General features: G+C 68.5%; 21 protein-coding genes. 15 read left to right on the top strand and 6 right to left on the bottom strand.

Features of this window, described 5'->3' with window-relative positions:
• Positions 1-40: 40 nt before the first annotated feature.
• Complete coding sequence (locus tag ACFVJ3_RS33685; protein ID WP_378456181.1) at positions 41-814, top strand: aquaporin; 774 nt, start codon at positions 41-43, stop codon at positions 812-814.
• 131 nt (positions 815-945) lie between these two features.
• A complete protein-coding gene (locus ACFVJ3_RS33680; RefSeq protein WP_378456180.1) occupies positions 946-1,707 on the top strand; it encodes an SGNH/GDSL hydrolase family protein in 762 nt (253 codons plus the stop codon).
• Positions 1,708-1,712: 5 nt separating this feature from the next.
• On the opposite strand, the gene ACFVJ3_RS33675 is transcribed toward ACFVJ3_RS33680, so the two are convergent.
• The gene (locus ACFVJ3_RS33675) at positions 1,713-2,276 is read right to left on the bottom strand and encodes a type II toxin-antitoxin system PemK/MazF family toxin (protein ID WP_378456179.1); all 564 of its coding nucleotides are present in this window, start codon (positions 2,274-2,276) and stop codon (positions 1,713-1,715) included.
• 65 nt (positions 2,277-2,341) lie between these two features.
• On the opposite strand from ACFVJ3_RS33675, the gene lepA reads away from it, so the two are divergent.
• Together lepA and ACFVJ3_RS33665 are read left to right on the top strand one after the other, a co-directional pair.
• The gene (gene lepA, locus ACFVJ3_RS33670; RefSeq protein ID WP_378456178.1) at positions 2,342-4,234 is read left to right on the top strand and encodes a translation elongation factor 4; all 1,893 of its coding nucleotides are present in this window, start codon (positions 2,342-2,344) and stop codon (positions 4,232-4,234) included.
• Between the two features lie 50 nt (positions 4,235-4,284).
• Positions 4,285-5,223, top strand: a complete 939-nt coding sequence (locus ACFVJ3_RS33665; RefSeq protein ID WP_378456177.1) for an NAD(P)H-dependent flavin oxidoreductase — start codon at positions 4,285-4,287, stop codon at positions 5,221-5,223.
• Between the two features lie 99 nt (positions 5,224-5,322).
• Here ACFVJ3_RS33665 and ACFVJ3_RS33660 read toward each other — a convergent pair whose 3' ends face one another.
• Positions 5,323-7,278, bottom strand: coding sequence for a glycoside hydrolase family 15 protein (locus tag ACFVJ3_RS33660; protein WP_378456199.1), 1,956 nt, complete (start codon positions 7,276-7,278; stop codon positions 5,323-5,325).
• An 86-nt stretch (positions 7,279-7,364) separates the two neighbouring features.
• Between ACFVJ3_RS33660 and ACFVJ3_RS33655 the strand changes: the two genes are divergently transcribed.
• The 8 genes from ACFVJ3_RS33655 to ACFVJ3_RS33620 all read left to right on the top strand — a co-directional run bounded on the left by ACFVJ3_RS33655 (position 7,365) and on the right by ACFVJ3_RS33620 (position 14,649).
• Complete coding sequence (locus tag ACFVJ3_RS33655) at positions 7,365-7,547, top strand: hypothetical protein (RefSeq protein WP_005247996.1); 183 nt, start codon at positions 7,365-7,367, stop codon at positions 7,545-7,547.
• 87 nt (positions 7,548-7,634) lie between these two features.
• Positions 7,635-7,763 (top strand): Ms4533A family Cys-rich leader peptide, encoded by a 129-nt coding sequence (locus ACFVJ3_RS33650; RefSeq protein ID WP_368681004.1) that lies wholly within the window; start codon positions 7,635-7,637, stop codon positions 7,761-7,763.
• Between the two features lie 180 nt (positions 7,764-7,943).
• Positions 7,944-8,975 carry a sulfate ABC transporter substrate-binding protein gene (locus tag ACFVJ3_RS33645; protein WP_378456176.1) on the top strand — a complete coding sequence of 344 codons (1,032 nt, stop codon included), beginning with the start codon at positions 7,944-7,946 and terminating at the stop codon, positions 8,973-8,975.
• A gap of 7 nt (positions 8,976-8,982) precedes the next feature.
• Complete coding sequence (gene cysT / locus ACFVJ3_RS33640; RefSeq protein ID WP_378456175.1) at positions 8,983-9,867, top strand: sulfate ABC transporter permease subunit CysT; 885 nt, start codon at positions 8,983-8,985, stop codon at positions 9,865-9,867.
• Positions 9,864-10,670, top strand: coding sequence for a sulfate ABC transporter permease subunit CysW (cysW, locus tag ACFVJ3_RS33635; protein WP_005261260.1), 807 nt, complete (start codon positions 9,864-9,866; stop codon positions 10,668-10,670). The genes cysT and cysW overlap by 4 nt, the downstream gene beginning before the upstream one ends.
• On the top strand, positions 10,667-11,680 hold the full coding sequence (locus tag ACFVJ3_RS33630) for a sulfate/molybdate ABC transporter ATP-binding protein (RefSeq protein ID WP_378456174.1): 1,014 nt from the start codon (positions 10,667-10,669) through the stop codon (positions 11,678-11,680). The genes cysW and ACFVJ3_RS33630 overlap by 4 nt, the downstream gene beginning before the upstream one ends.
• Positions 11,681-11,705: 25 nt before the next feature.
• Positions 11,706-13,085 carry a sulfatase gene (locus ACFVJ3_RS33625; protein ID WP_378456173.1) on the top strand — a complete coding sequence of 460 codons (1,380 nt, stop codon included), beginning with the start codon at positions 11,706-11,708 and terminating at the stop codon, positions 13,083-13,085.
• A 70-nt stretch (positions 13,086-13,155) separates the two neighbouring features.
• The gene (locus ACFVJ3_RS33620) at positions 13,156-14,649 is read left to right on the top strand and encodes a UDP-N-acetylmuramoyl-L-alanyl-D-glutamate--2,6-diaminopimelate ligase (protein ID WP_378456172.1); all 1,494 of its coding nucleotides are present in this window, start codon (positions 13,156-13,158) and stop codon (positions 14,647-14,649) included.
• A gap of 1 nt (position 14,650) precedes the next feature.
• Here ACFVJ3_RS33620 and cysC read toward each other — a convergent pair whose 3' ends face one another.
• From cysC to ACFVJ3_RS33600, 4 genes are all read right to left on the bottom strand, one after another.
• Entirely contained in the window at positions 14,651-16,534 is a 1,884-nt protein-coding gene (gene cysC / locus ACFVJ3_RS33615) for an adenylyl-sulfate kinase (RefSeq protein ID WP_378456171.1), read from the bottom strand.
• On the bottom strand, positions 16,534-17,454 hold the full coding sequence (cysD, locus tag ACFVJ3_RS33610) for a sulfate adenylyltransferase subunit CysD (RefSeq protein ID WP_378456170.1): 921 nt from the start codon (positions 17,452-17,454) through the stop codon (positions 16,534-16,536). The genes cysC and cysD overlap by 1 nt, the downstream gene beginning before the upstream one ends.
• A complete protein-coding gene (locus tag ACFVJ3_RS33605) occupies positions 17,451-18,254 on the bottom strand; it encodes a Stf0 family sulfotransferase (RefSeq protein WP_378456169.1) in 804 nt (267 codons plus the stop codon). Before ACFVJ3_RS33605 ends, cysD begins: the two co-directional genes overlap by 4 nt.
• 248 nt (positions 18,255-18,502) lie before the next feature.
• Positions 18,503-19,363 carry a universal stress protein gene (locus ACFVJ3_RS33600; protein ID WP_280782427.1) on the bottom strand — a complete coding sequence of 287 codons (861 nt, stop codon included), beginning with the start codon at positions 19,361-19,363 and terminating at the stop codon, positions 18,503-18,505.
• Between the two features lie 162 nt (positions 19,364-19,525).
• Here ACFVJ3_RS33600 and ACFVJ3_RS33595 point away from each other — a divergent pair, with 162 nt between their 5' ends.
• The 3 genes from ACFVJ3_RS33595 (at position 19,526) to ACFVJ3_RS33585 (ending at position 21,310) form a co-directional block, all read left to right on the top strand.
• Positions 19,526-19,927 carry a DUF1801 domain-containing protein gene (locus ACFVJ3_RS33595; protein WP_378456168.1) on the top strand — a complete coding sequence of 134 codons (402 nt, stop codon included), beginning with the start codon at positions 19,526-19,528 and terminating at the stop codon, positions 19,925-19,927.
• Between the two features lie 121 nt (positions 19,928-20,048).
• Positions 20,049-20,555: a sigma-70 family RNA polymerase sigma factor gene (locus ACFVJ3_RS33590; RefSeq protein ID WP_378456167.1), complete on the top strand. Its 507-nt coding sequence runs from the start codon at positions 20,049-20,051 to the stop codon at positions 20,553-20,555.
• Positions 20,552-21,310, top strand: coding sequence for a zf-HC2 domain-containing protein (locus tag ACFVJ3_RS33585; RefSeq protein WP_378456166.1), 759 nt, complete (start codon positions 20,552-20,554; stop codon positions 21,308-21,310). Before ACFVJ3_RS33590 ends, ACFVJ3_RS33585 begins: the two co-directional genes overlap by 4 nt.
• The last annotated feature ends 54 nt before the right edge of the window (positions 21,311-21,364 follow it).

Genomic DNA, 21,364 nt, shown 5'->3' with positions numbered 1-21,364 from the left:
AAAGCAGGACTAACGATCCATTTCGATGAAGGTGGGTTCAATGTCTCCAACCGCACAGGAATACGTAGAAGTCGAACCGATCTCGGACCTCAAGAAGTACGTAGCAGAGGCGATCGGTACGTTCGTACTCGTCTTCTCGGCGGTGGGTACTGCGGTCTTCGCCGGTGCCAAGGTCGGGAACCTCGGTGTGGCACTGGCATTCGGACTGACGCTCCTCTTCCTCGTCTACGCCATCGGACCCATCTCGGGCTGCCACGTCAACCCGGCCGTCACGGTCGGCCACCTCCTGCTCGGCCGATTGTCCGTCGTGAAGGCCGGACTGTACGTCGTCGCCCAGGTCATCGGCGGTCTCGTCGCCGGTGTGGTGGTCTACGCGATCGCGCAGAGCCTGCCCTCGTACAACCGGGCCGACGACGGTCTCGGCGCCAACGGCTGGGGCGCCCACAGCCCGTCCGCCATCAAGGGACCGCTCGGCGGGGTCATCGAGAACGGCTACGGCATCGGCGCGGCGATGATCGTCGAAGTCCTCCTCACCGCGCTGCTGGTGTTCGTGGTCCTCGCGTCCACCGACCAGATCTCCGACGTCCCCCTCGCCGGTGTCTCCATCGGATTCACGCTCGCCGTGATCCACCTCGCGTCGATCCCCATCGACAACACGTCCGTCAACCCTGCTCGTAGCCTCGCCGTCGCGCCGTACCAGAACGGCGCACTCGCCCAGGTGTGGTTGTTCATCGTGTTCCCGCTGATCGGTGGCGCCGTGGGCGCGCTGGCCTACCGGTCGCTTTTCGGCCGCTACGACCGCCTGCAGAGCTGAGCGCCGCCCGTCCCGTCCCGGACAGGCGCGGCCTGCGAACCGCAATTCTCACGTGCGTCGTTCTCGCGCTCACCGGGGCGGTCCCCGCGACCGCGTCCGCCGAGGACAGGCCGCTGCCGGGACCGACATATGTGGCCCTCGGCGACTCCCGGGCGGCCGGGCCACTCATCGAGTTCTCCGAGCACCGCGACCTGTGCCTGCGATCACCGGACCTGAACTACCCGGCGAAGCTGGCGCAGCTGATCGGCGCGGCCACCGTCACCGACGTCACCTGCTCCGCGGCCACACCTGCCCATGTGATCAGCACCCCGCAATTCGTGGGGACGCGTTTCGTTCCGCCGCAGATCGACGCGCTCCGCGCGGACACCGACGTCGTGACGCTCAGCATCGGCGGGGGCGGGTCCAATCACCTGCCCGTGTCGGTGCGCTGCGGCGCCCTCGTTCCCGGAGCGGATGCCGGTTGCCGCAACAACCCGCGGGCGGAGCAGCTCACGGTCGAGGGGATCGCGACGATGGCGCCGCAGGTCGACGCCGTGGTGGCCGCGATCGTCGCGAAGGCACCGAACGCCGAGGTCTACCTGATCGGGCACGGCGGTTCCGTCGGACGACGCGGCTGCTGGCCGAACATGCCCGTTTCCGACGCGGACGCGGTCTGGCTCGAGCGATACTTCGAGCGGTTCAACCAGATCTACGTCGATGCCGCGGCCAGGTACGGCGTGCACTACGTCGAAATCGCGAAGGCCGCCGTGGACGGTGGGCACGATGCCTGCGCGCCCGCGGGGCGGCGGTGGTTCGAGGGCATCCTGCCGCAGTCACCCGCGGAACCGGCACATCCCAACGCGCTCGCGATGACCGCGATCGCCGAGATGATCGCCCAAGATCTGGGCCGGTGACGGCGTCACTGCCAGCTGAAGTCCGCTCGCAGACGCCGCGCCACGATCTCGAACTTGTCCTGGGCCATGATGGCGCCCTCGCGGCGGATCCCCGCCTCCGGCACGTCCAGCACCCGGTCCAGGCGGATCCAGCTCGGACGGCCCTCCGCATCCCACGCCCCCGAGCCGACCGCGATCCAGTCCCGGTCGCCCTCGTGCTTGCTCTGCGAGGACAGCATCAACCCGAGCAGTGTGTCGCCGTCGCGTCCGACGACGAGCACCGGGCGGTCCTTGCCCTGGCTCGGATCCTCCTCGTACGCCACCCACGTCCAGACGATTTCGCCGGGATCCGCGCGACCGTCCAGGTCGGGGGAGTACTCCACCTTCCGTGCCCGATGGGCCGTCGGGGCGGAGTTCGCGGTGACCGGACGACCCGGGGCCGGCTTCGGCGCGGCGGCCGTCGACCCGGTCAGGACACCGGCCGCGCGGTCCAGCGCGCCGGACTTCTGCAGCTGCCGGAGAAGCTGCGGGCCCTTGTCCCGTGCAAGTCGGCCCAACGTCTTCCCGATGCTGCTCCACGTGCTCGCCATGGCCGCCGAGCTTAGTGCGTGTATGCCGCGGCAGCCGCAACGCGGTGACTTGGATATCCTGACAGGTGACAGTGGTCCGGAACCGGGCCGGTGCCGGTCCAGGTAAGGGGTCCCCCATCAGCAGCTTCGCCGACAAGACGTTCACGGATCCTGCCCGGATCCGGAATTTCTGCATCATCGCGCACATCGATCACGGCAAGTCGACGCTGGCCGACCGAATGCTGCAGCTCACCGGTGTGGTCGAGGAGCGGCAGATGCGTGCCCAGTACCTCGACCGCATGGACATCGAGCGCGAGCGCGGCATCACGATCAAGGCGCAGAACGTCCGGCTCCCGTGGAAGGTGGGCGACGACGAGTACGTCATCCACCTCATCGACACTCCGGGGCACGTCGACTTCACGTACGAGGTCTCCCGCGCACTCGAGGCGTGCGAGGGTGCGGTCCTGCTGGTAGACGCCGCGCAGGGCATCGAGGCGCAGACTCTCGCCAACCTGTACCTGGCGATGGAGAAGGACCTCACCATCATCCCGGTGCTCAACAAGATCGACCTGCCCGCCGCCGACCCCGACCGGTACGCCGAGGAGATCGCCCACATCACCGGGTGCGAACCGGGCGACGTGCTGCGCGTGTCCGGCAAGACGGGCATGGGGGTCAAGGAACTGCTCGACGAGGTCGTGCGGCAGATCCCCGCCCCGGTCGGCGACCCCGACGGTCCGGCGCGCGCCATGATCTTCGACTCGGTGTACGACGCCTACCGCGGAGTCGTCACCTACGTGCGCGTCGTCGACGGCCGGATCTCGCCGCGCGAGAAGATCACCATGATGTCGACGGGCACCACCCATGAACTGATCGAGGTCGGCATCATCTCGCCCGAACCGAAGGCCAGTATCGGCCTCGGCGTCGGCGAGGTGGGTTACCTCATCACCGGTGTGAAGGACGTCCGGCAGTCGCGAGTCGGCGACACGGTCACCGCTGCGCGCGGCGGTGCGACGGAACCCCTCGTGGGGTACCGCGACCCCAAGCCGATGGTCTACTCCGGCCTCTACCCGCTCGACGGTTCGGACTACCCGGTCCTGCGCGACGCCCTCGACAAGCTGCGTCTCAACGACGCCGCCCTGGCCTACGAGCCGGAGACGTCGGTGGCACTCGGGTTCGGGTTCCGCTGCGGATTCCTCGGACTGCTGCACATGGAGATCACCCGCGACCGCCTCGAGCGCGAATTCGGGCTCGAACTGATCTCGACGTCGCCGAACGTGGTGTACCGGGTGGTGATGGAGGACGGCTCCGAGCACGTCGTCACCAACCCGTCGTACTGGCCGGAAGGCAAGATCCGCGAGGTCTACGAGCCGATGGTGAAGTGCACCGTCATCGCGCCGAGCGAATTCATCGGCGCGATCATGGAGCTCTGCCAGAACCGGCGCGGTGAACTCGGCGGCATGGACTACCTGTCCGAGACCCGTGTCGAGCTTCGCTACGAGATGCCCATGGGCGAAATCATGTTCGACTTCTTCGACGCCCTGAAGTCGCGGACCAAGGGGTACGCCAGCCTCGACTACGAGGAGGCCGGCGAGCAGCAGGCCGACCTGGTGAAGGTGGACATCCTGCTGCAGGGTGAGGCGGTCGACGCGTTCTCGTCGATCGTGCACCGCTCCGCCGCCGGCGCGTACGGCGGACGGATGACGTCGAAGCTGCGTGAGCTGATTCCCCGTCAGCAGTTCGAGGTGCCGATCCAGGCGGCGATCGGGTCGAAGATCATCTCCCGTGAGAACATCCGCGCGATCCGCAAGGACGTGCTCGCCAAGTGCTACGGCGGCGACATCAGCCGCAAGCGCAAACTGCTCGAGAAGCAGAAGGAGGGCAAGAAGCGGATGAAGACCATCGGCCGGGTCGAGGTCCCGCAGGAGGCCTTCGTGGCGGCCTTGTCGTCCGAGTCGGTCGGCGACAAGCCGAAGAAGTAGGCGCCCGATCGTGTTGTCCGCCGACGTCTGATCGAAAGTAGGTGCGTCCCGTGGCCCTCGAAACCTGGCTCACCCGAACGCTGGGAATCGAGGTGCCGATCTTCGGTGCCCCGATGGGCGGACGGGCCGGCGGAACCCTCGTCGGCGAGGTGTCGAAGGCGGGTGGGCTCGGCCTGCTCGGCGCCGCGCGCTACGCCACCCCGGAGTGGGTGGCGAAGGAGACGGCGGTCGCGCGGAGCATCGGCGGCGACGCATTCGGCATCGGGTTGATGACCTGGGCGCTCGACGACGACGACGCTCTGCTCGACGCCGCGCTGGCGGAGAACCCGCGGGTCGTGTCGCTGTCGTTCGGTGATCCCGCCCCGTACGTGGAGCGGGTACACGCCACGGGAGCGCTCGTGGTGTCCCAGGTCAACACGATCGACGATCTGCGTGTCGTGGAGGCGGCGGGCGTCGACTTCGTCATCGCCCAGGGCGGCGAGGCGGGTGGCCACACCGGCCGGATCGGGACGTTGCCGCTGCTGCAGGAGATCCTGGACGCCACCGCGCTGCCCGTGCTCGCCGCGGGCGGCATCGCGACCGGCCGCGGTCTCGCCGCCGTCCTCGCCGCCGGTGCGGAGGGCGCGATGATCGGGACCGCGCTGCTGGCCAGCCCCGAGACCATCGGACCGGAGTACGCCCGCGACAAGCTGATCGCGGCGGGCAGCGCCGACACCGTGTACACGTCGGTGTTCGACCAGGCGCGCAGCCAGCCGTGGCCCGCCCGCTGGGGCGGCCGGGCCCTGAGCAACGAGTTCACGTCCCGCTGGCACGGCGCGGACACCCCCGACACCGAACTCGCCACCGCCTACGACCCCGCGAATCCCGACCTCGGTGTCGTGTACGCCGGGGAGGCGGCGGGTCTCGTCACGTCGGAGCGGCCGGCGGGTGTCGTGGTGCGGCAGATCGCGGCCGACGCGGAGCGGTTGCTACACCGTTTCGCGGAGTAACCCGTAGCGCCGAATCTGGGCCGCCTCACCCTGACCCCGGAGCTGGCGCAGTACTCGCTCGGCCGGATCACGCCGCAACTGGAGGCGGTCGGCTCCTGATCACACCGTGTAGTGGGCGGGGTGGAAGCCGCCCGCCGCGGCCTCCTCGGCGCGGATGACGTGAACGACCGCGTTGATCAACGCGAGGTGGGTGAACGCCTGCGGGAAGTTTCCCAGGTGCCGCCCCGACTCGGGATCGATCTCCTCCGCGTACAACTCGAGGGGGCTGGCGAACCCGAGGAGCCGCTCGCACAGGCGTTTGGCGCGGTCGAGTTCGCCGATCTCCACGAGCGCCGACACGAGCCAGAACGAACAGATCGTGAACGTGCCCTCCTTGCCTGTCAACCCGTCGTCCGTGGTCTCCACCCGGTAGCGCAGCACCAGCCCGCCCTCGGTCAGTTCGTCCGCAATGGCGAGCACGGTCGCACGGATGCGCGGGTCATCGGCGGGCAGGAACCGCAGGAGCGGAGCGAGGAGGAGTGAAGCGTCGAGTTCGCCGCTGCCGTAACGCTGGGTGAGGACTCCGCGTGCGTCGACGCCGTGCCCCAGAATGTCGGCCTTGATCTCGTCGGCGAGTTCGGCCCACTGGTCCGCGTAACTCGTCTCGCCCTGCTGCTCGGCGAGTTTCGCGCCCCGGTCGAGCGCCACCCAGCACATGATCTTCGACGACGTGAAGTGCTGCGGCTCGCCGCGCACCTCCCAGATGCCGCGGTCGGGGAGCTGCCAGTGCGCGATCGCCTCCTCGACCTGACGTTTGAGCATCGGCCACAGCGTCTCGGGCACCCGCTCGCGCGATCGCACGTGCAGGTACACGGAATCGAGGATCGTTCCCCAGATGTCGTGCTGGTCCTGGTCGTACGCACCGTTCCCGATCCGGACCGGACGTGCGCCGTCGTGGCCGGACAGGTGCGGCAGCTCCTCCTCGACGAGGGTCCGCTCGCCGCCGACGCCGTACATCACCTGGAGCGGCCGGTACTTGCCGTCGTCGGCGCTGGACACGTCGTAGAGGAACGCGAAGAAGTCGTCGGCCTCCCGGTCGAGTCCGAGGCTGTACAGACCCCACAGGGCGAACGTCGAATCGCGCACCCACGCGTAGCGGTAGTCCCAGTTCCGTTCACCCCCGGGGGTTTCCGGAAGCGACGTGGTCGACGCGGCGAGCAGCGCGCCGGTGGGGGCGTACGTCAACCCCTTCAGGGCCAGGGCGCTGCGCTGCAGGTAGCCACGCCACTTGTGGTCGGGGAAGCGGCCGGTCGTGATCCATTCCCGCCAGAACTTCGCCGTCTGCCACATCTTCTCGGCGGCCTCGTCGTACGTTTGCGGCGCCGGCATGTGCGCCCAGGACAGTGCGACGAAAACGTTGTCGTCCTCGACCATCCGGGTCCGGGCGCGGGCCTCGCGCCCTTCCAGCCCGAGCTTCATGTTGCTGGTCAGCCGGAGTGTCGGGTGGTCGCCGGGACCGCTCGACTTGCAGGTGGCGGTGGCTTCCTCGTAGACCTTGCCGGTGTACTCCCACACCGCGTCGCCGCGGTGGTAGTCGAACGCGGGCTCGCAGCTCATCTCCAGTTCCACGGTGCCGTTCACGCACTTGACGGTCCGCAGCAGGACGTGTTCGGCATCCCAGTCCGTGGGGGTGCGGCGGCGGGAACGGGACCGCTGCTCCACGTTGTGCCACGGACCGAGGACGAGTGCGTCGCGGACGATGAGCCACCCCGTCTCGGTCTGCCACGTCGTTTCGACGATCAGTCCCCCCGGCAGGTAGCGGCGGGCGGCGGGCACGTTCTGCCCGTACGGTGCGATCCGGAAGTGGCCCGCGCTGCGGTCGAGGACGGCGCCGAAGACGCTGGGGGAGTCGGGCCGGGGGATGCACATCCACTCGACCGCCCCGTTACGGGCGATCAGGCACGTGGTCTCGCAGTCCGACAGGAATGCGTAATCGTCGATCGGCGGAAACGCGCGACGGTGGCGATGCGCGGCGGAGCGGGGCTGGTCGTCCGAGTGCGCATCGAGAGACACCATCTGCTCATCATCGGCCGTCGTCGTCACGGCGTCCACCTGTGCGCCGACCAGCTGCCGTCGAACGATAGGGTGGCACGGTGGACCGGATGGCGAGTTGGTGGGACGGCTTCGAGCTGTGGATCGCCGGGCTCCCGTTCGTGCCGCAGGTCGCTCTCGTGCTGCTGGTGATGGTGCCGGTGTGCCGAGGACTGGCGTGGCTGCTCGATCGTGGCCTGGCCGCAGTCTTCGTCCTGCTCAGGCGGGACGTCTCGAAGGTGGAGGAACCCTGATGCCGCGCTCACGCGTCACACTCGCGCTGCTCGCGCTGCTCGTCCTCGTCGTGGTCGCCTGGCTGGTCACCCGGTAAATCCCGTTCGATGTGGGCGGTTGGTTCAGCCTCTGCTACAGTCCACGGCGTGTCTGAAGCCGCTGTACACCAGGTCCGCCATGAATTGGCGTTGATCGCTGTCGGCATGCTCGCAGTCGCCGACATCGACTGTTGTTGATTTCTCCCTCGCACACAGAAATGCGCGCGGGTGACACCGCGCACGCTCGACCGGTCTCGTGCTGCTGATTTCGTTCGCATTCCTGATTCCCGTTCGGGCGATCCCTGCGTTCCTCCTCTTGCACCACCTCCCACGTTTCGCACCACCCCTCTGTGACAGATCTCCAGGAAGGTTTCTCCCATGAAACGCCGTTCTCGTAGTCTTCTCACGGCCCTCGTGACGCTCGGAGCTGTGGCGCTGACCGCGTGCAGCGGCGGCGCCAGCGACACCGCCGGCGGCGACTCGGCCGGTGCCGACGGCAGCGCGGGCACCATCAACCTGTACGCGTACGCCGTGCCGAAGCCGGGCTTCGACAAGCTGATCCCCGCGTTCAACGCCACCGACGAGGGCAAGGGTGTGGCCTTCCAGCCGTCCTACGGTGCCTCCGGTGACCAGTCCCGCAAGGTGAAGGACGGCGCCGAGGCCGACTTCGTCAACTTCTCCGTCGAACCGGACATCACCCGCCTCGTCGACGCCGGCCTGGTGGACAAGAGCTGGAACCAGGACGCCTACAACGGGATTCCGTTCGGTTCGGTTGTCACCATCGTCGTGCGTGAGGGCAACCCGAAGAACATCCACGACTGGGACGACCTGTTGCGTCCCGACGTCGAGGTCGTGACCCCCAACCCGTTCAGCTCCGGATCCGCGAAGTGGAACCTGCTCGCACCGTACGCGGCGAAGAGCAACGGCGGCCAGGACCCGGCCGCCGGTCTCGCCTACATCACCTCGCTGGTGAACGACCACGTGAAGATTCAGCCGAAGTCGGGCCGCGAGGCGTCGGAGGCGTTCCTGCAGGGCACCGGTGACGTGCTGCTCAGCTACGAGAACGAGGCGCTGTTCATCGAGGGCAACGGTGACCCCGTCGAGCACGTGACCCCGCCGACCACGTTCAAGATCGAGAACCCGGTCGCGGTGCTGTCGAACAGCAAGAACCTGGAGAAGGCCAACGCGTTCAAGGACTTCCTCTACACCACCGAGGGCCAGAAGCTGTGGGGCGAGGCCGGATTCCGCCCGGTCGATCCCGCAGTGGCCACGGAGTTTGCCGACAAGTTCCCGGAGCCGGCCAAGCTGTGGACCATCGCCGATCTCGGCGGCTGGTCCAAGGTCGACTCCGAGGTGTTCGCCAAGGACACCGGGTCCATCGCAGTGATCTACGACAACGCAACCAAGTAAGACCGACGTGAGCGACACGACGACGACGGCGACGGGCGGACGCGGCACCACGGTGCCGTCTCCGCCCGTTCCGCCCGCGCGCAAGAAGATCGCCCGGGTCACCGGTGCGGTGGGACCGCTCGGCATCGGCATCGCGACGCTCTGGCTGAGCGTCATCGTGGTCCTGCCACTTGCCGCGCTCACCGTGGCCTCGTTCGGCGACGGGATCGGCGGCTTCGTGGACGCGATCACCGCGCCCGTGGCGGTGGCGTCCCTGCGCGTCACCGTCGTGGTGTCGGTGGTGGTGGCCGTGATCAACGTGATCATGGGCACGCTCATCGCGTGGGTTCTGGTGCGCGACGAATTTCCCGGCAAGCGGGTCGTCAACGCGCTGATCGACCTGCCGTTCGCGTTGCCGACCATCGTGGCCAGCATCGTGCTGCTGTCGCTGTACGGCCCGGAGAGCCCGATCGGCGTCCACCTCAACGCGACGCAACCCGGTCTGATCGTGGCGCTGGCATTCGTGACGCTGCCGTTCGTCGTCCGCTCGGTGCAGCCGGTGCTGATCGAGGTGGACAGGGAAGTCGAAGAGGCCGCGGCCTCGCTCGGCGCGGACAACGTGACGATCTTCCGGCGAGTCGTGCTGCCGACCCTGACCCCGGCCATCATCAGCGGCGCGGGGCTCGCGTTCGCCCGCGCGATCGGCGAGTACGGATCCGTCGTCCTGATCGGCGGAAACATTCCCCGAGAGACCCAGGTCGCTTCCCAGTACATTCAACAGCAGATCGAAATCGATCGGCCGGCCGCCGCGGCGGCCGTGTCGGTGGCTCTCCTGGCCATCGCGTTCGTGACGTTGTTCGCCCTCCGGGTCTTCGCCAGCCGGGGGCAGCGTCGTGAGGAGCAGGCGGAATGAAGCTCTCTGGGTCCACCCGGATCACCCTGCGCGCGGTCGCGCTGCTCTATCTGTTCGGCCTGCTGGTGGTGCCGATCGTCATCATCCTGTTCCGCACGTTCGAGAACGGGATCGGCGCGTTCGTCCAGTCGATCAGCACCCCCGCCGCGATCTCCGCGCTCAATCTGTCCCTGCTGATCGTGGCCATCGTCGTCCCGGTGAACGTGGTGTTCGGGATCGTCACGGCCCTCGCGCTGGTCCGGGGCCGATTCCCCGGGCGCGGCCTGGTGCAGGCGGTGGTCGACCTTCCGTTCGCCGTCTCGCCGATCGTGGTCGGTGTGTCGCTGATCCTGCTGTGGGGCGCCAACGGGTGGTTCGGCGGGCTCGAATCGCTGGGGTTCAAGGTGATTTTCGGGCTTCCCGGCATGGTCATCGCCACCCTCTTCGTGACGTTGCCGTTCGTCGTGCGGGAGGTGGAGCCCGTGCTGCACGAGATCGGCGAGGAGCAGGAACAGGCCGCCGCGACGCTCGGTGCGAGCCGCTGGCAGACGTTCTGGCTGATCACCCTGCCCGCCATCCGCTGGGGCCTCACCTACGGCGTGGTCCTGACCGTCGCCCGCTCGCTGGGCGAGTTCGGTGCGGTGATCATGGTGTCCTCCGGCTTCCCCGGTGTGTCGCAGACCTTGACCCTGCTCGTGCACTCGCGCTACATCGACGACCACAACACGTTCGGTGCGTACTCCGCAGCCACCCTGCTGATGGGCATTGCGCTGATCACCCTGCTTCTGATGACTCTGCTCGACCGCAAGAGGAGCACCACATGATTACCGTGACCGGCGCCCGGAAGAACTACGGGTCCTTTGCTGCTCTCGACGACGTCACCATCGACATCCCCTCGGGTTCGCTGACCGCGCTCCTCGGGCCCAGTGGTTCGGGCAAGTCGACGCTGCTCCGATCCATCGCCGGCCTGGAGTCCCTCGACTCCGGCACCGTCGTGATCGGCGGGAACGACGTCACCGACATCTCCCCGCAGAAGCGGGACATCGGCTTCGTGTTCCAGCACTACGCGGCGTTCAAGCACATGACGGTGCGTGACAACGTCGCGTTCGGTCTGAAGATCCGCAAGCGACCCAAGCCGGAGATCGACAAGAAGGTCAACGAGCTTCTCGAGATCGTCGGCCTCGACGGCTTCCAGCATCGCTATCCGGCGCAACTGTCCGGCGGTCAGCGTCAGCGGATGGCGCTCGCGCGGGCCCTGGCCGTGGACCCGAAGGTGCTTCTCCTCGACGAGCCGTTCGGCGCGCTCGACGCGAAGGTCCGCACTGACCTGCGCACCTGGCTGCGCCGGTTGCACGACGAGGTGCACGTGACCACCGTGCTGGTCACCCACGACCAGGAGGAGGCGCTCGACGTCGCCGACCGGATCGCGGTCCTCAACAAGGGCCGGATCGAGCAGATCGGCGAACCGGCAGACCTCTACGACCGTCCCCACAACGACTTCGTGATGTCGTTCCTCGGGTCGGTGGCCAAGCTCAACGGTCAGCTGGTCCGCCCGCACGACATCCGCCTCGGCCGCGATCCCGACCTGGCCCTCGCCCAGAAGGCCGGCACGGCCGAGTCGCTCGGCGTCACGCGGGCCACCGTCGAGCGAGTGGTGCACCTGGGGTTCGAGGTGCGGGTGGATCTGCGCAACGAGGCGACCGGTGAACCCTTTTCCGCGCAGGTTACTCGCGGCGACAGCGCGGCGCTCGGTCTGCAGGAAGGCGAGACCGTGTACGCGCGGGCGACGCGGGCACCCGAACTCCCGGAGGCCGAAGTTCCGGTCTCCCTGTAACTCCCCGCCGATGTAGGAGGCGACTGTGGCGACCCCGGTGAATCCCGTCCGTGACAACGTTCTGATCGTGCACTGGCACGATCTGGGCCGTCACCTCGGATGTTACGGCGCGTCCGGGGTGCGTAGTCCGAACCTCGACCGGCTCGCCGCGGAGGGTGTGCTGCTGACGGACGTGCATGCGGCGGCGCCGCTGTGCTCGCCGTCCCGTGGCGCTCTGTTCTCGGGCCGGTACCCGCACAGCAACGGGCTGATCGGCCTCGCACACCACGGCTGGCAGTACCACGACGACGTCCGCACGCTGCCGTCCCTGTTGGCGGAGGCGGGCTGGTACACGGCTCTGTTCGGGATGCAGCACGAGACCGCGTATCCCAAGCGCCTCGGCTTCCACGAGTACGACGTGACGAACTCGTACTGCGAATACGTCACCGATCGGGCGTCGCGGTGGCTGGCGCGGTTCCCTCCGCAACCGTTCCTGCTGACCGCAGGATTCTTCGAGACCCACCGCCCGTACCCGGTCGACAGGTATGTACCCGCCGATCCCGAAGGTTTCGACGTTCCGTCGTACCTGCCCGACCGGCCGGAGGTCCGTGAGGATCTAGCCGGATTCCACGGGTCGATCGAGGTGGCCGACGCGGCCGTCGGCAGGTTGCTGCAGACGCTGGACGACGAGGGGCACGACGAGCGCACGTGGGTCGTGTTTCTCACCGACCACGGCGAGGCGTTCCCCGGAGCGAAATCGACACTGTATGCGCCGGGCACGGGAATCGCGACGATCGTCCGCCCACCGCGGAGGCTGCGGGCGGCGCCCCGCGTCTACGACGACCTGTTCAGTGGGGTGGATCTGGTTCCCACCCTTCTCGATCTGCTCGGCGTCCCGATCCCCGCGGCCGTGGAGGGTGTTTCCCACGCCGGGCAGTTGCTGGGGCGGTCGGAGTCGACGGCGCGCGACGTCCTGTTCACGGAGAAGACGTTCCACGACAGCTTCGATCCCATTCGCGCGGTGCGCACCAAGCAGTTCAGCTACATCGAGAACTACGCACCACGGCCCAGGCTCGATCTGCCCCTCGACATCGAGAACAGTCTGTCCGGTGCAGCGCTGGGCACCGAGCATCTCCGGCCGCGTCCGAGCCGGGAACTCTACGACCTGGTCGCCGATCCCGGCGAGCGCGACAACCTGGCCGACACCGAGGACTTCGCCGGGACGCAGGCCGAGTTGGCGCTGGAACTCTCCACGTGGCGGCGGGCGACGGGCGACTCGATCCCGAGCGAGGAGGAGGGAACGGCCTACGCCCGGAAGGCCATGGAGGAATACCTCGCCACTCTCTGCCGGGTGCCGGACGTGCGTTCGGCCTACAGCGCCGAACGCGGAATCCTGGACGAGCCGCGGAGCGGCGTCGCGACGTAAGGGGCCGGGTCGCGGGGCGGATGATGCGGTTCCGTCCTCGCGACCTGCACGGCAGTGGTGCACTGGAAGCGTGAGCGTCGACTGCCCGCGGTGCACCCCGCCGAAGCTGCTGCGTGAGATGGTGCGCCGCCTCGGCCGTTCGGCGACACTTTCCGGGTCCGGCGAGGCAGCGGTGACGGGTATCAGCCAGGACTCGCGTCTCGTACAGGCCGGAGACGTGTATGCGGCGCTGCCGGGGCGGCACCGTCACGGGATCGAGTTCGCGGTCGAAGCGGCAGCGCGCGGCGCCGTCGCGATGCTCAGCGACCGCGACTCGGACGTCCTGCCGACGATCGTGGTGGACGATCCGCGTCGTGTTCTCGGTCCGTTGGCATCGTGGGTCTACGGCACTCCGTCCGACGCACTCGACGTCTACGGCGTGACCGGGACGAACGGGAAGACCAGCACCGCGTACCTGCTGGACGCGGGACTGCGTGCGGCAGGTGTCGCCACCGGCATGATGACGGGGATCACCGTCCGGGGACCGAACGGGTCACGCACGGCGACCCGGACCACTCCCGAGGCGTGCGAACTCCAGCAGACCCTCGCCGCGTTCGCGGAGCACCGGATCGGCGCCGTCGCGATGGAGGTGTCGAGCCACGGCCTCGCTCTGCACCGAATCGACGGAACATCCTTCCGGGTGGGGGTGTTCACCAACCTCGCCCGCGACCATCTGGACTTTCACCCCGACATGGACGCGTATTTCGCGGCGAAGGCCAGACTGTTCGAACCGGGGCACTGCGCCGCGGCAGCCATCGGCGTCGACGACGAGTTCGGACGCCGCCTCGCCGCCACCGTCACCGTGCCCCGCATGACGTTCTCGTCGACGACGCCGGCGGCCGACTTCCACGCCTCCGCCGTGCACGCGGACGAGGGCGGCACGTCGTTCACGCTCCACAGCGCCGGGGCGCGGAAACCGGTGCGGCTCCGGCTACTCGGAGTGCATCAGGTGGACAACGCACTCGCGGCGATCGCCGCCCTCGCGGCTCGCGGCGTGGACCTCGACGCGGCGGTCGCCGGGATCGAGAACCTCGACACCGTGCCCGGACGCCTGGAGGCGGTGCACGCGGGCCAGCCGTTCCTCGCTTTCGTCGACTACATGCACAACACGGCCGGACAGCGACGTCTGTTTCCGTACCTCCGCTCGCTGACCGAGGGTCGGGTCATCGCCGTCGTCGGGGCGACCGGTGAGCGCGACCCCGGCAAGCGGGTCCCGCTCGGCGCGACCGCAGCCCGTTTCGCCGACACCGTCATCGTCACCGACGAGAGTCCGTACTCCGACAACGCGCACCGCCTACGCGAGGACGTGGCGCGAGGAGCACGCAGTGGTGGCGACGCCGAAGTGCTCGTCCTTCCCGACCGCGCCGAGGCGATCGCCGCCGCCGTCACCCTCGCCGCGCCGGGCGACGTCGTGGTGGTCGCAGGCCGTGGGCACGATCGGGTTCAGGCGTACGGACCGCGCCGACGTGTGTTCGACGACCGGATCGCGCTCCACGAGGCACTCCTCCGGCTCGGCGCACGCTGAGCTAGGCCAGTAGCGTCTCGTGCCGGGCGAGTTCGGCGAGAATCCGTGTGACGAGGTCGTCGAGATCGGCGCCGGTGGTGTCGAACGCGAGATCCGGGTTCTCGGGGTCCTCGTACGGTGCATCGATCCCGGTGAGGCCGCGGAGTTCGCCTGCCCGCGCCCGCGCGTAGAGCCCCTTGGGGTCACGCCGTTCGCACTCGTCGACCGGCGTGCTCACGTGTATCTCGAGAAACGGCAGTCCCGCGGCCTCGTTGAGCGCCCGCGCAATCGCGCGGTCCGAGCGCAGCGGTGACACCATCGACGCGATGGCGACCACCCCGGCGTCCGCGAACAACCGGGTGAGGTGACCGACGCGGCGGATGTTCTCGGCCCGGTCGCCGGGGGAGAATCCGAGGTCGTCCGAGATGCCGTGCCGGACGTTGTCGCCGTCGAGCAGGTAGGCGGTCCGTCCGGCGTCGACGAGGGTCCGTTCGAGTGCGACGGCCACCGTCGACTTGCCGGACGCCGGCAGCCCGGTCAACCAGATGGTGGCGCCCCGCTGCCCGGTCGCGGACCAGCGCCGATCCCGTTCCAGCGACGACGGGTGCCACTTGATGTCGTGCCGGGTCTGCTCGCCGGGCACGACTTCCCGGGCTTCGCTGACGGTGCCGGCGCCGACGGTGTCGTTGCTCTGCTCGTCGATGAGGATGAACGCGCCGGCATCGCGATTGGTGGCGTAGGGGTCGGGAAGCACCACCGTGCTCGTCCGGAGCGTGATCCGGCCGATGTCGTTGAGGGCGAGTTCGCTGGGGGAGTCGTGTTCTTCGAGCGTTTCCGGGTCGAGCCGGGTGTGCAATTCCTGAACCGTGGCGCGCACGGTGCGGCTGGTGTGCTTGAGCGCCACCCGGTCGCCTGCCCGCAGCGGTGTCTCGCTCAGCCAGCACACGGTCGCGTCGATCTCGCGGGCCGGGGCGGGTGCGGTCGCGTCGGCGGCGGCGCTCACGACGAGGTCGCCGCGGGCGATGTCGAGGTCGTCCGCGAGTTCGAACGACACCGACAGCGGGGCGACCGCGACGGACCGGCTCGGATCGAGGGTGTCGAGGGCGGTGACCGTGCTGCGGGAACCAGCGGGCAGGACCACCACCTCGTCGCCGACGGACAGGGTGCCTGCGGACAGCCGGCCGGTGTAGCGGCGTCGCCGGTCGTCGGTGGGACGCGCCACCCACTGGATCGGCAGTCGCAGTTCGGACGCGACCGCGGACGGCGCGGCGAGTTCCACCTCTTCGAGGTACTCGAGGATCGTGGGCCCGTCGTACCAGGGTGTCGAATCCGACCGTGTCACGACGTTGTCACCGCGGGTGGCGGACACGGGGATCACCGTGAGGTCGCGGCCGCCGAGCCGCTGCGCGAGCAGGCCGAGTTCGGATTCGACTTCCTTGAACCGGGTCTCGTCGAAGTCGACGAGGTCGATCTTGTTGACCACCGCGACGAGGTGCGGCACACCGAGGAGGTCGGCGATCCGGGCGTGGCGGCGGGTCTGCCGGAGCACCCCGGCGCGGGCGTCCACGAGCAGCACGGCCACGTGGGCGTTCGACGCACCGGTGAACATGTTGCGGGTGTACCGTTCGTGCCCCGGCGTGTCCGCGAGGACGAAGCTGCGGGTGGGGGTGGAGAAGAACCGGTACGCCACGTCGATGGTGATGCCCTGTTCGCGTTCGGCGCGCAGCCCGTCGGACAGGGCGGCGAGGTCCGCCTCGCCGTCGGCGTTGGTCACCGCCTCGAGGTGGTCGGTGGGCAGGCTCCCGGTGTCGTGGAGGAGCCGCCCGATCAGCGTGCTCTTGCCGTCGTCGACGCTGCCCGCGGTGGCGAGCCGCAGCAATTGGCGGGGCCGGCTGGTGGTGGTCATCAGAAGTACCCCTCGCGTTTGCGGTCTTCCATCGCGGCAACGGAAGTCCTGTCGTCGGCCCGGGTCTCGCCCCGTTCGGAGACCGTGGCCGCGGCTATCTCCTCGATCACGCCGGCGACGTCGCCGGCGTCGGAGCGCACGGCACCGGTGATGGTCAGGTCCCCGACCGTGCGGTACCGCACCCGGAGTCGTTGCACCAGTTCGTCTTCGGTGGGCAGCGTGTACTCGGACAACCCCAGCAGGATGCCGTCGCGTTCGAACACCTGCCGCTCGTGGGCGAAGTAGATCGACGGCAGCGCCAGGTTCTCGAGTTCGATGTAGCGCCAGATGTCGAGTTCGGTCCAATTGCTCAGCGGGAACACGCGGACCTGCTCCCCGCGGCGAATCCGCCCGTTGTACAGCGACCACGGCTCGGGCCGCTGCGAACGCGGATCCCACTGCCCGAACTCGTCGCGGAAGCTGAGGACCCGCTCCTTCGCGCGGGCCCGTTCCTCGTCGCGGCGCGCGCCGCCGAACGCGGCGTCGAAGCGGTGCTCCTCGAGGGCGTCGAGCAGGGGGCGGGTCTGCAGGCGGTTCCGGGACGTGCCCGGGGCGCCCGTTTCGGTGACGCGGCCCCGGTCGATCGACTCCTGCACCGACGCGACGATCAGCCGGTGACCGTCCTCGGCGAGCCGGCGGTCGCGGAACTCGATCACCTCGGGGAAGTTGTGCCCGGTGTCGACGTGCAGGACGGGAAACGGCAACGGGGACGGCCGGAACGCCTTCTCCGCCAGCCGCAGCAACACGATCGAGTCCTTGCCGGCCGAGAACAGCAGAACCGGCCGCTCGAGTTCGGCGACCACCTCGCGGATGATGTGCACGGCCTCCGCCTCCAGCGCGCGGAGTTCGTCCACCCGTGCGGCGGTGTCGGTGGCGGTCACAGCGGAAGTCCGTTCGCGGCGGCGTCGGACCGATACCGCTCCACCCACTCCTTGGAGCGGCCGTCGCTCTGCCGCTTCAGCGGCGGCGGCGGCGCGAGATCGGCGTCGAGGCCGAGTTCGACGAGCACCTTCGCCGCCGTCGCCTGCGGCGCCGCGACGAGATCGTCGAAACCGATGTCGATGTGGTCGAGTCCCTCGGCCTCGAACCAGTTGCGCCACTGCTCATCCTGATCGCGCAGAATGCGGACGAGGTGGGCGATGCCGCCCGCGTGGTACTCGGCGCCGTCGTGCGGGGCGGGTGGGGTGGCGTCGTCGCGCCACACCTGGGTCTGCACCGCCCGCCACATCGACACCGCCTGCGCGACGACGTCACGCCGGTACACATGGATGAAGGCGAGGTCGCGGCCGAGAATGTCGTCGAGGGCGGACCGCAGGTCGTCGCCGGACCGCTCCGGAAGTCCGGCGGCGCGGTCGACGACGAGCGGCACCTGGTTCCACATCAGCTTTCCGCCCCACACCCCGTTGGGGGTGCGACCGAGGCTGAGCAGTTGATCACGCCACTGCTCCGCCGTGCGGGTGTCGGCGGTCCCCGGTTCGAGCGGGGCGAGCAGTGCGAGCACCGCCTCGTCGGTGACGCCGTCGAACCACTGCCGCGGCTGCGGTGATCGACTGGTGGACGGCAGGTATTGGAAGAACTCCTCGGGGTGGCCGGCCACGGTCGTGGCGCGAAGAGATTCGACGAGCAGAGTGCTGCCGCTGCGCTGTGACGCGCAGACGAGATATGAGCGTGGCTCCGACATGCCGGAAACTATAAACGCGAAATTCGGTGCGGAAATCGGGAGGAAATCGAATTAGCGTGATTGAAACACTTGGCATTTTCTGCTGCGTGTGAGTCTCCGATGTCAGCGCTGTGACGCTATGCATTTCGGCAGTTCAGGACAGTGTTCGGGCGTAGGAATTCGGTTCGCGCCTCGTCGGGGGAATGACGCCGCGACGGATGAATATGAATCAGGCCGATCGAAATAGGTGAAACGGAAGCCGACCGTGTTCAGCCTTTTCGGCAGATGAGCACCGGGCACCGGGCGTGGTGGATGAGGCTCTGGCTCGTCGAGCCCACGATCGACGCGGTGAACGGATTTCGCCCGTGGCTGCCGACGGCGATCAACTGCGCACCGAACGAATACTCGAGGAGCACCTTCATCGGCCCACCACGCTCGAGGCAGCGCGTGACCTCGACATCGGGATACTTCTCGCGCCACCCTGCGAGGCTCTCGGCGAGCCACGCCTCCTCGTGCTGGACCAGATCGGACCAGTCGGTGAAGCGACGTTCCTCCGAGTACCACGCACCGAGGGTGGAGTGCTCGGCCCAGGTGTGCACCGCGACGAGGGGAGCGCCGAAGAACGCCGCGAACTCGAACGCGTGGGCCACCGCCATGTCGCTCAGTTCGCTGCCGTCCACACCCACCACGACGGGACGGGTCTCGCTGACCTCGTGGCCCTGGATGCCGCGCCAGACGACCACCGGACATTCGGCGCGATTCGACACCCGCACGACATCGGAACCGGCAACCACGGATTTCATCTCACTCGTGGCCGCGGGCCCGAGAACCAGCATCCGCGCCGTCTTGGACAGTTCCACCAGCGCGTGGGCGGGCGGACCGGGGTGGGTGCTGCGCTCCACCTCCAGGTCCTGCTGCCCGTCCAGGACGATGCGTTCGGCGGCGTCGAGGAACTCATCGCCTTCGGGGTGACCGTCCGCGGAATTCGGATGCTTGGGTAACACGTGGACGAGGCGCAGCGGCTCCTCGAAACGCCTCGCGGCGGACGCAGCCCACGCCGCCGCCTCCAGCGCGCCGTCCGATCCGTCGATCCCTGCCACGATGCCGCGTCGAATCCGTGCTGTGCTCATGGGGGTGCTCCTCACCTCCATTCCAGTTTGGTCCAGGACGGCGGCGACGCGCCAGAGGGAAATCGGCCGGCGGCCGATCCCGACACGATCGAGGCGGTCCGCGGGATACTCGAGTGAGCGGCGAGCGAGCGACGACAGCAAGAAAGAGAGCAACGGTTCACCATGAAGAAGCGGACGAGCGGCTCGGAAGAGGGAGGGGGAGGCGACTCTCCCTCACAGTTGATCGATGCGCGAATCGAGGAGCTGTCCGATTGGCGGGGCGAAACGCTCGCCCGGATCCGTGCCCTTGTCAAGCAGGCCGAACCCGACGTCGTCGAGGAGTGGAAGTGGAGAGGGGTTCCGGTGTGGTCGCACGCCGGAATGATCTGCACCGGTGAGACGTACAAGAACGCGGTGAAGGTGACGTTCGCCAAGGGCGCTTCACTGGACGACCCTTCCGGCCTCTTCAACTCCAGCCTCGAAGGCAATACCCGGCGTGCCATCGATTTCCACGAGGGCGACACGATCGACGAGAAGGCGTTCCAGGCGCTCGTCCACGCCGCCGTGGCACTGAACACCTCCTGAAGTACGGGCCAAGGGTTTTCGGCCGCCCCGACCCGGTTCACCTGGGGTTTCCCTGCGTTTCGCTGGCGTGGTGAACCGGAGGCGCGGTTGAACCGTGTGTACTGCTGGGAGGTGGTGACCGATGCCGGATGCCCAGTCCGAGCTTATGCACGCCCTGTACGAGGAGCATGCCCCCGCAGTGTGGCGGTATGCCCTGCGGCTGACCGGCGACCGCGCCCGCGCCGAGGACATCGTGCAGGAGGTACTGCTGCGAGCCTGGAAGCATCCGAACGTGCTCGACCAGTCGGAGTCGTCGGCTCGGGCGTGGTTGTTCACGGTCGCCCGGAACCTCGTGTTCGACGAGCACCGCAGCGCCCGCTCCCAGCGTGAGATCGGGATGAGCACAACACCCGAACGCGCCGCCCCGGACAGCTCGGACGGCGCACTCGACGCCTGGATGATGGGTGATGCGCTGGCCCGGCTCAGTCCCGACCACCGTGCGGTCCTCGTGCTCGGCTACTACCGGGGAATGTCGACCCACCAGATCGCCGACGAACTCGGAATTCCGGAGGGAACGGTGAAATCCCGCATGCACTACGGATTGCGGGCCCTTCGATTGGCTCTGCAGGAAATGGGGGTGACCCGATGACGTTCGACGACTTCGAGTCGCACGAGGATCCCTACGTACGCTGGGATGCCGCGTACGTGCTCGGTGCGATGTCCCCGAGCGATCGGCGCGAATACGAGGCGCACCTCGCCCACTGCGCACGGTGCTCGCAGGCCGTGTCCGAATTGGCGGGCATGCCCGGGTTGATGGCCCTGATCACACCGGAAGAGGCGTTCGGCACACTGCCGGGGAACGCTGGGCCCCAGGACGAGGAGACGCCCGCACCGCGCGTGCTGACCCAGTTGGTGGGCACGGTACAACGGCGCCGACGCTACCGGCGAGCGGCGACGGCACTCGCGGCGGCGGCCGCCGTGGTCGCCGTGGCGGTCCCCGTCGGGGTGCTGGTGACGCAGGACCGGACCCCGGCCGTCCCCGTCACGGCCATGCCCGTCCCGGACCGCGCGAACACCACCGAGGCGGTGTTCACCCCCGTGGTCCCGACTACGATCACCGCGACTGCGTCCGTCGCGTCGACGTCCTGGGGCACCGTCATCTTCGTCGAGTGCTCCTACGAGGACACCTGGCCCGGCGACGGTCGCTACGGCGCGGACACCGAGGGGTACGCGCTGACCGTCACCGACCGCTCCGGGGTCGTCACCACACTGGCCACCTGGACCGGCGAGGCAGGCAGGACGGTGCGGCCCACGGCCACCACCAGCCTGCCCGTCGACGAGATCGCGAGCATCGACGTGCGATCCGACGACGACCATCAGGTACTGCTGACCACGGCGTTGTGAGCGGGCCGCCAGGGAGTCGGGTCGGTTTCATACCCTTTGCACGCTTCACCGCCG

It is taken from the genome of Rhodococcus sp. NPDC127593 (assembly GCF_042671975.1).
In the GTDB taxonomy this organism is placed as follows: Bacteria; Actinomycetota; Actinomycetes; order Mycobacteriales; family Mycobacteriaceae; genus Rhodococcus_F.
Note: the sequence above shows the minus strand (reverse complement) of the source record. Positions and strands in the feature narration are given on the sequence as shown.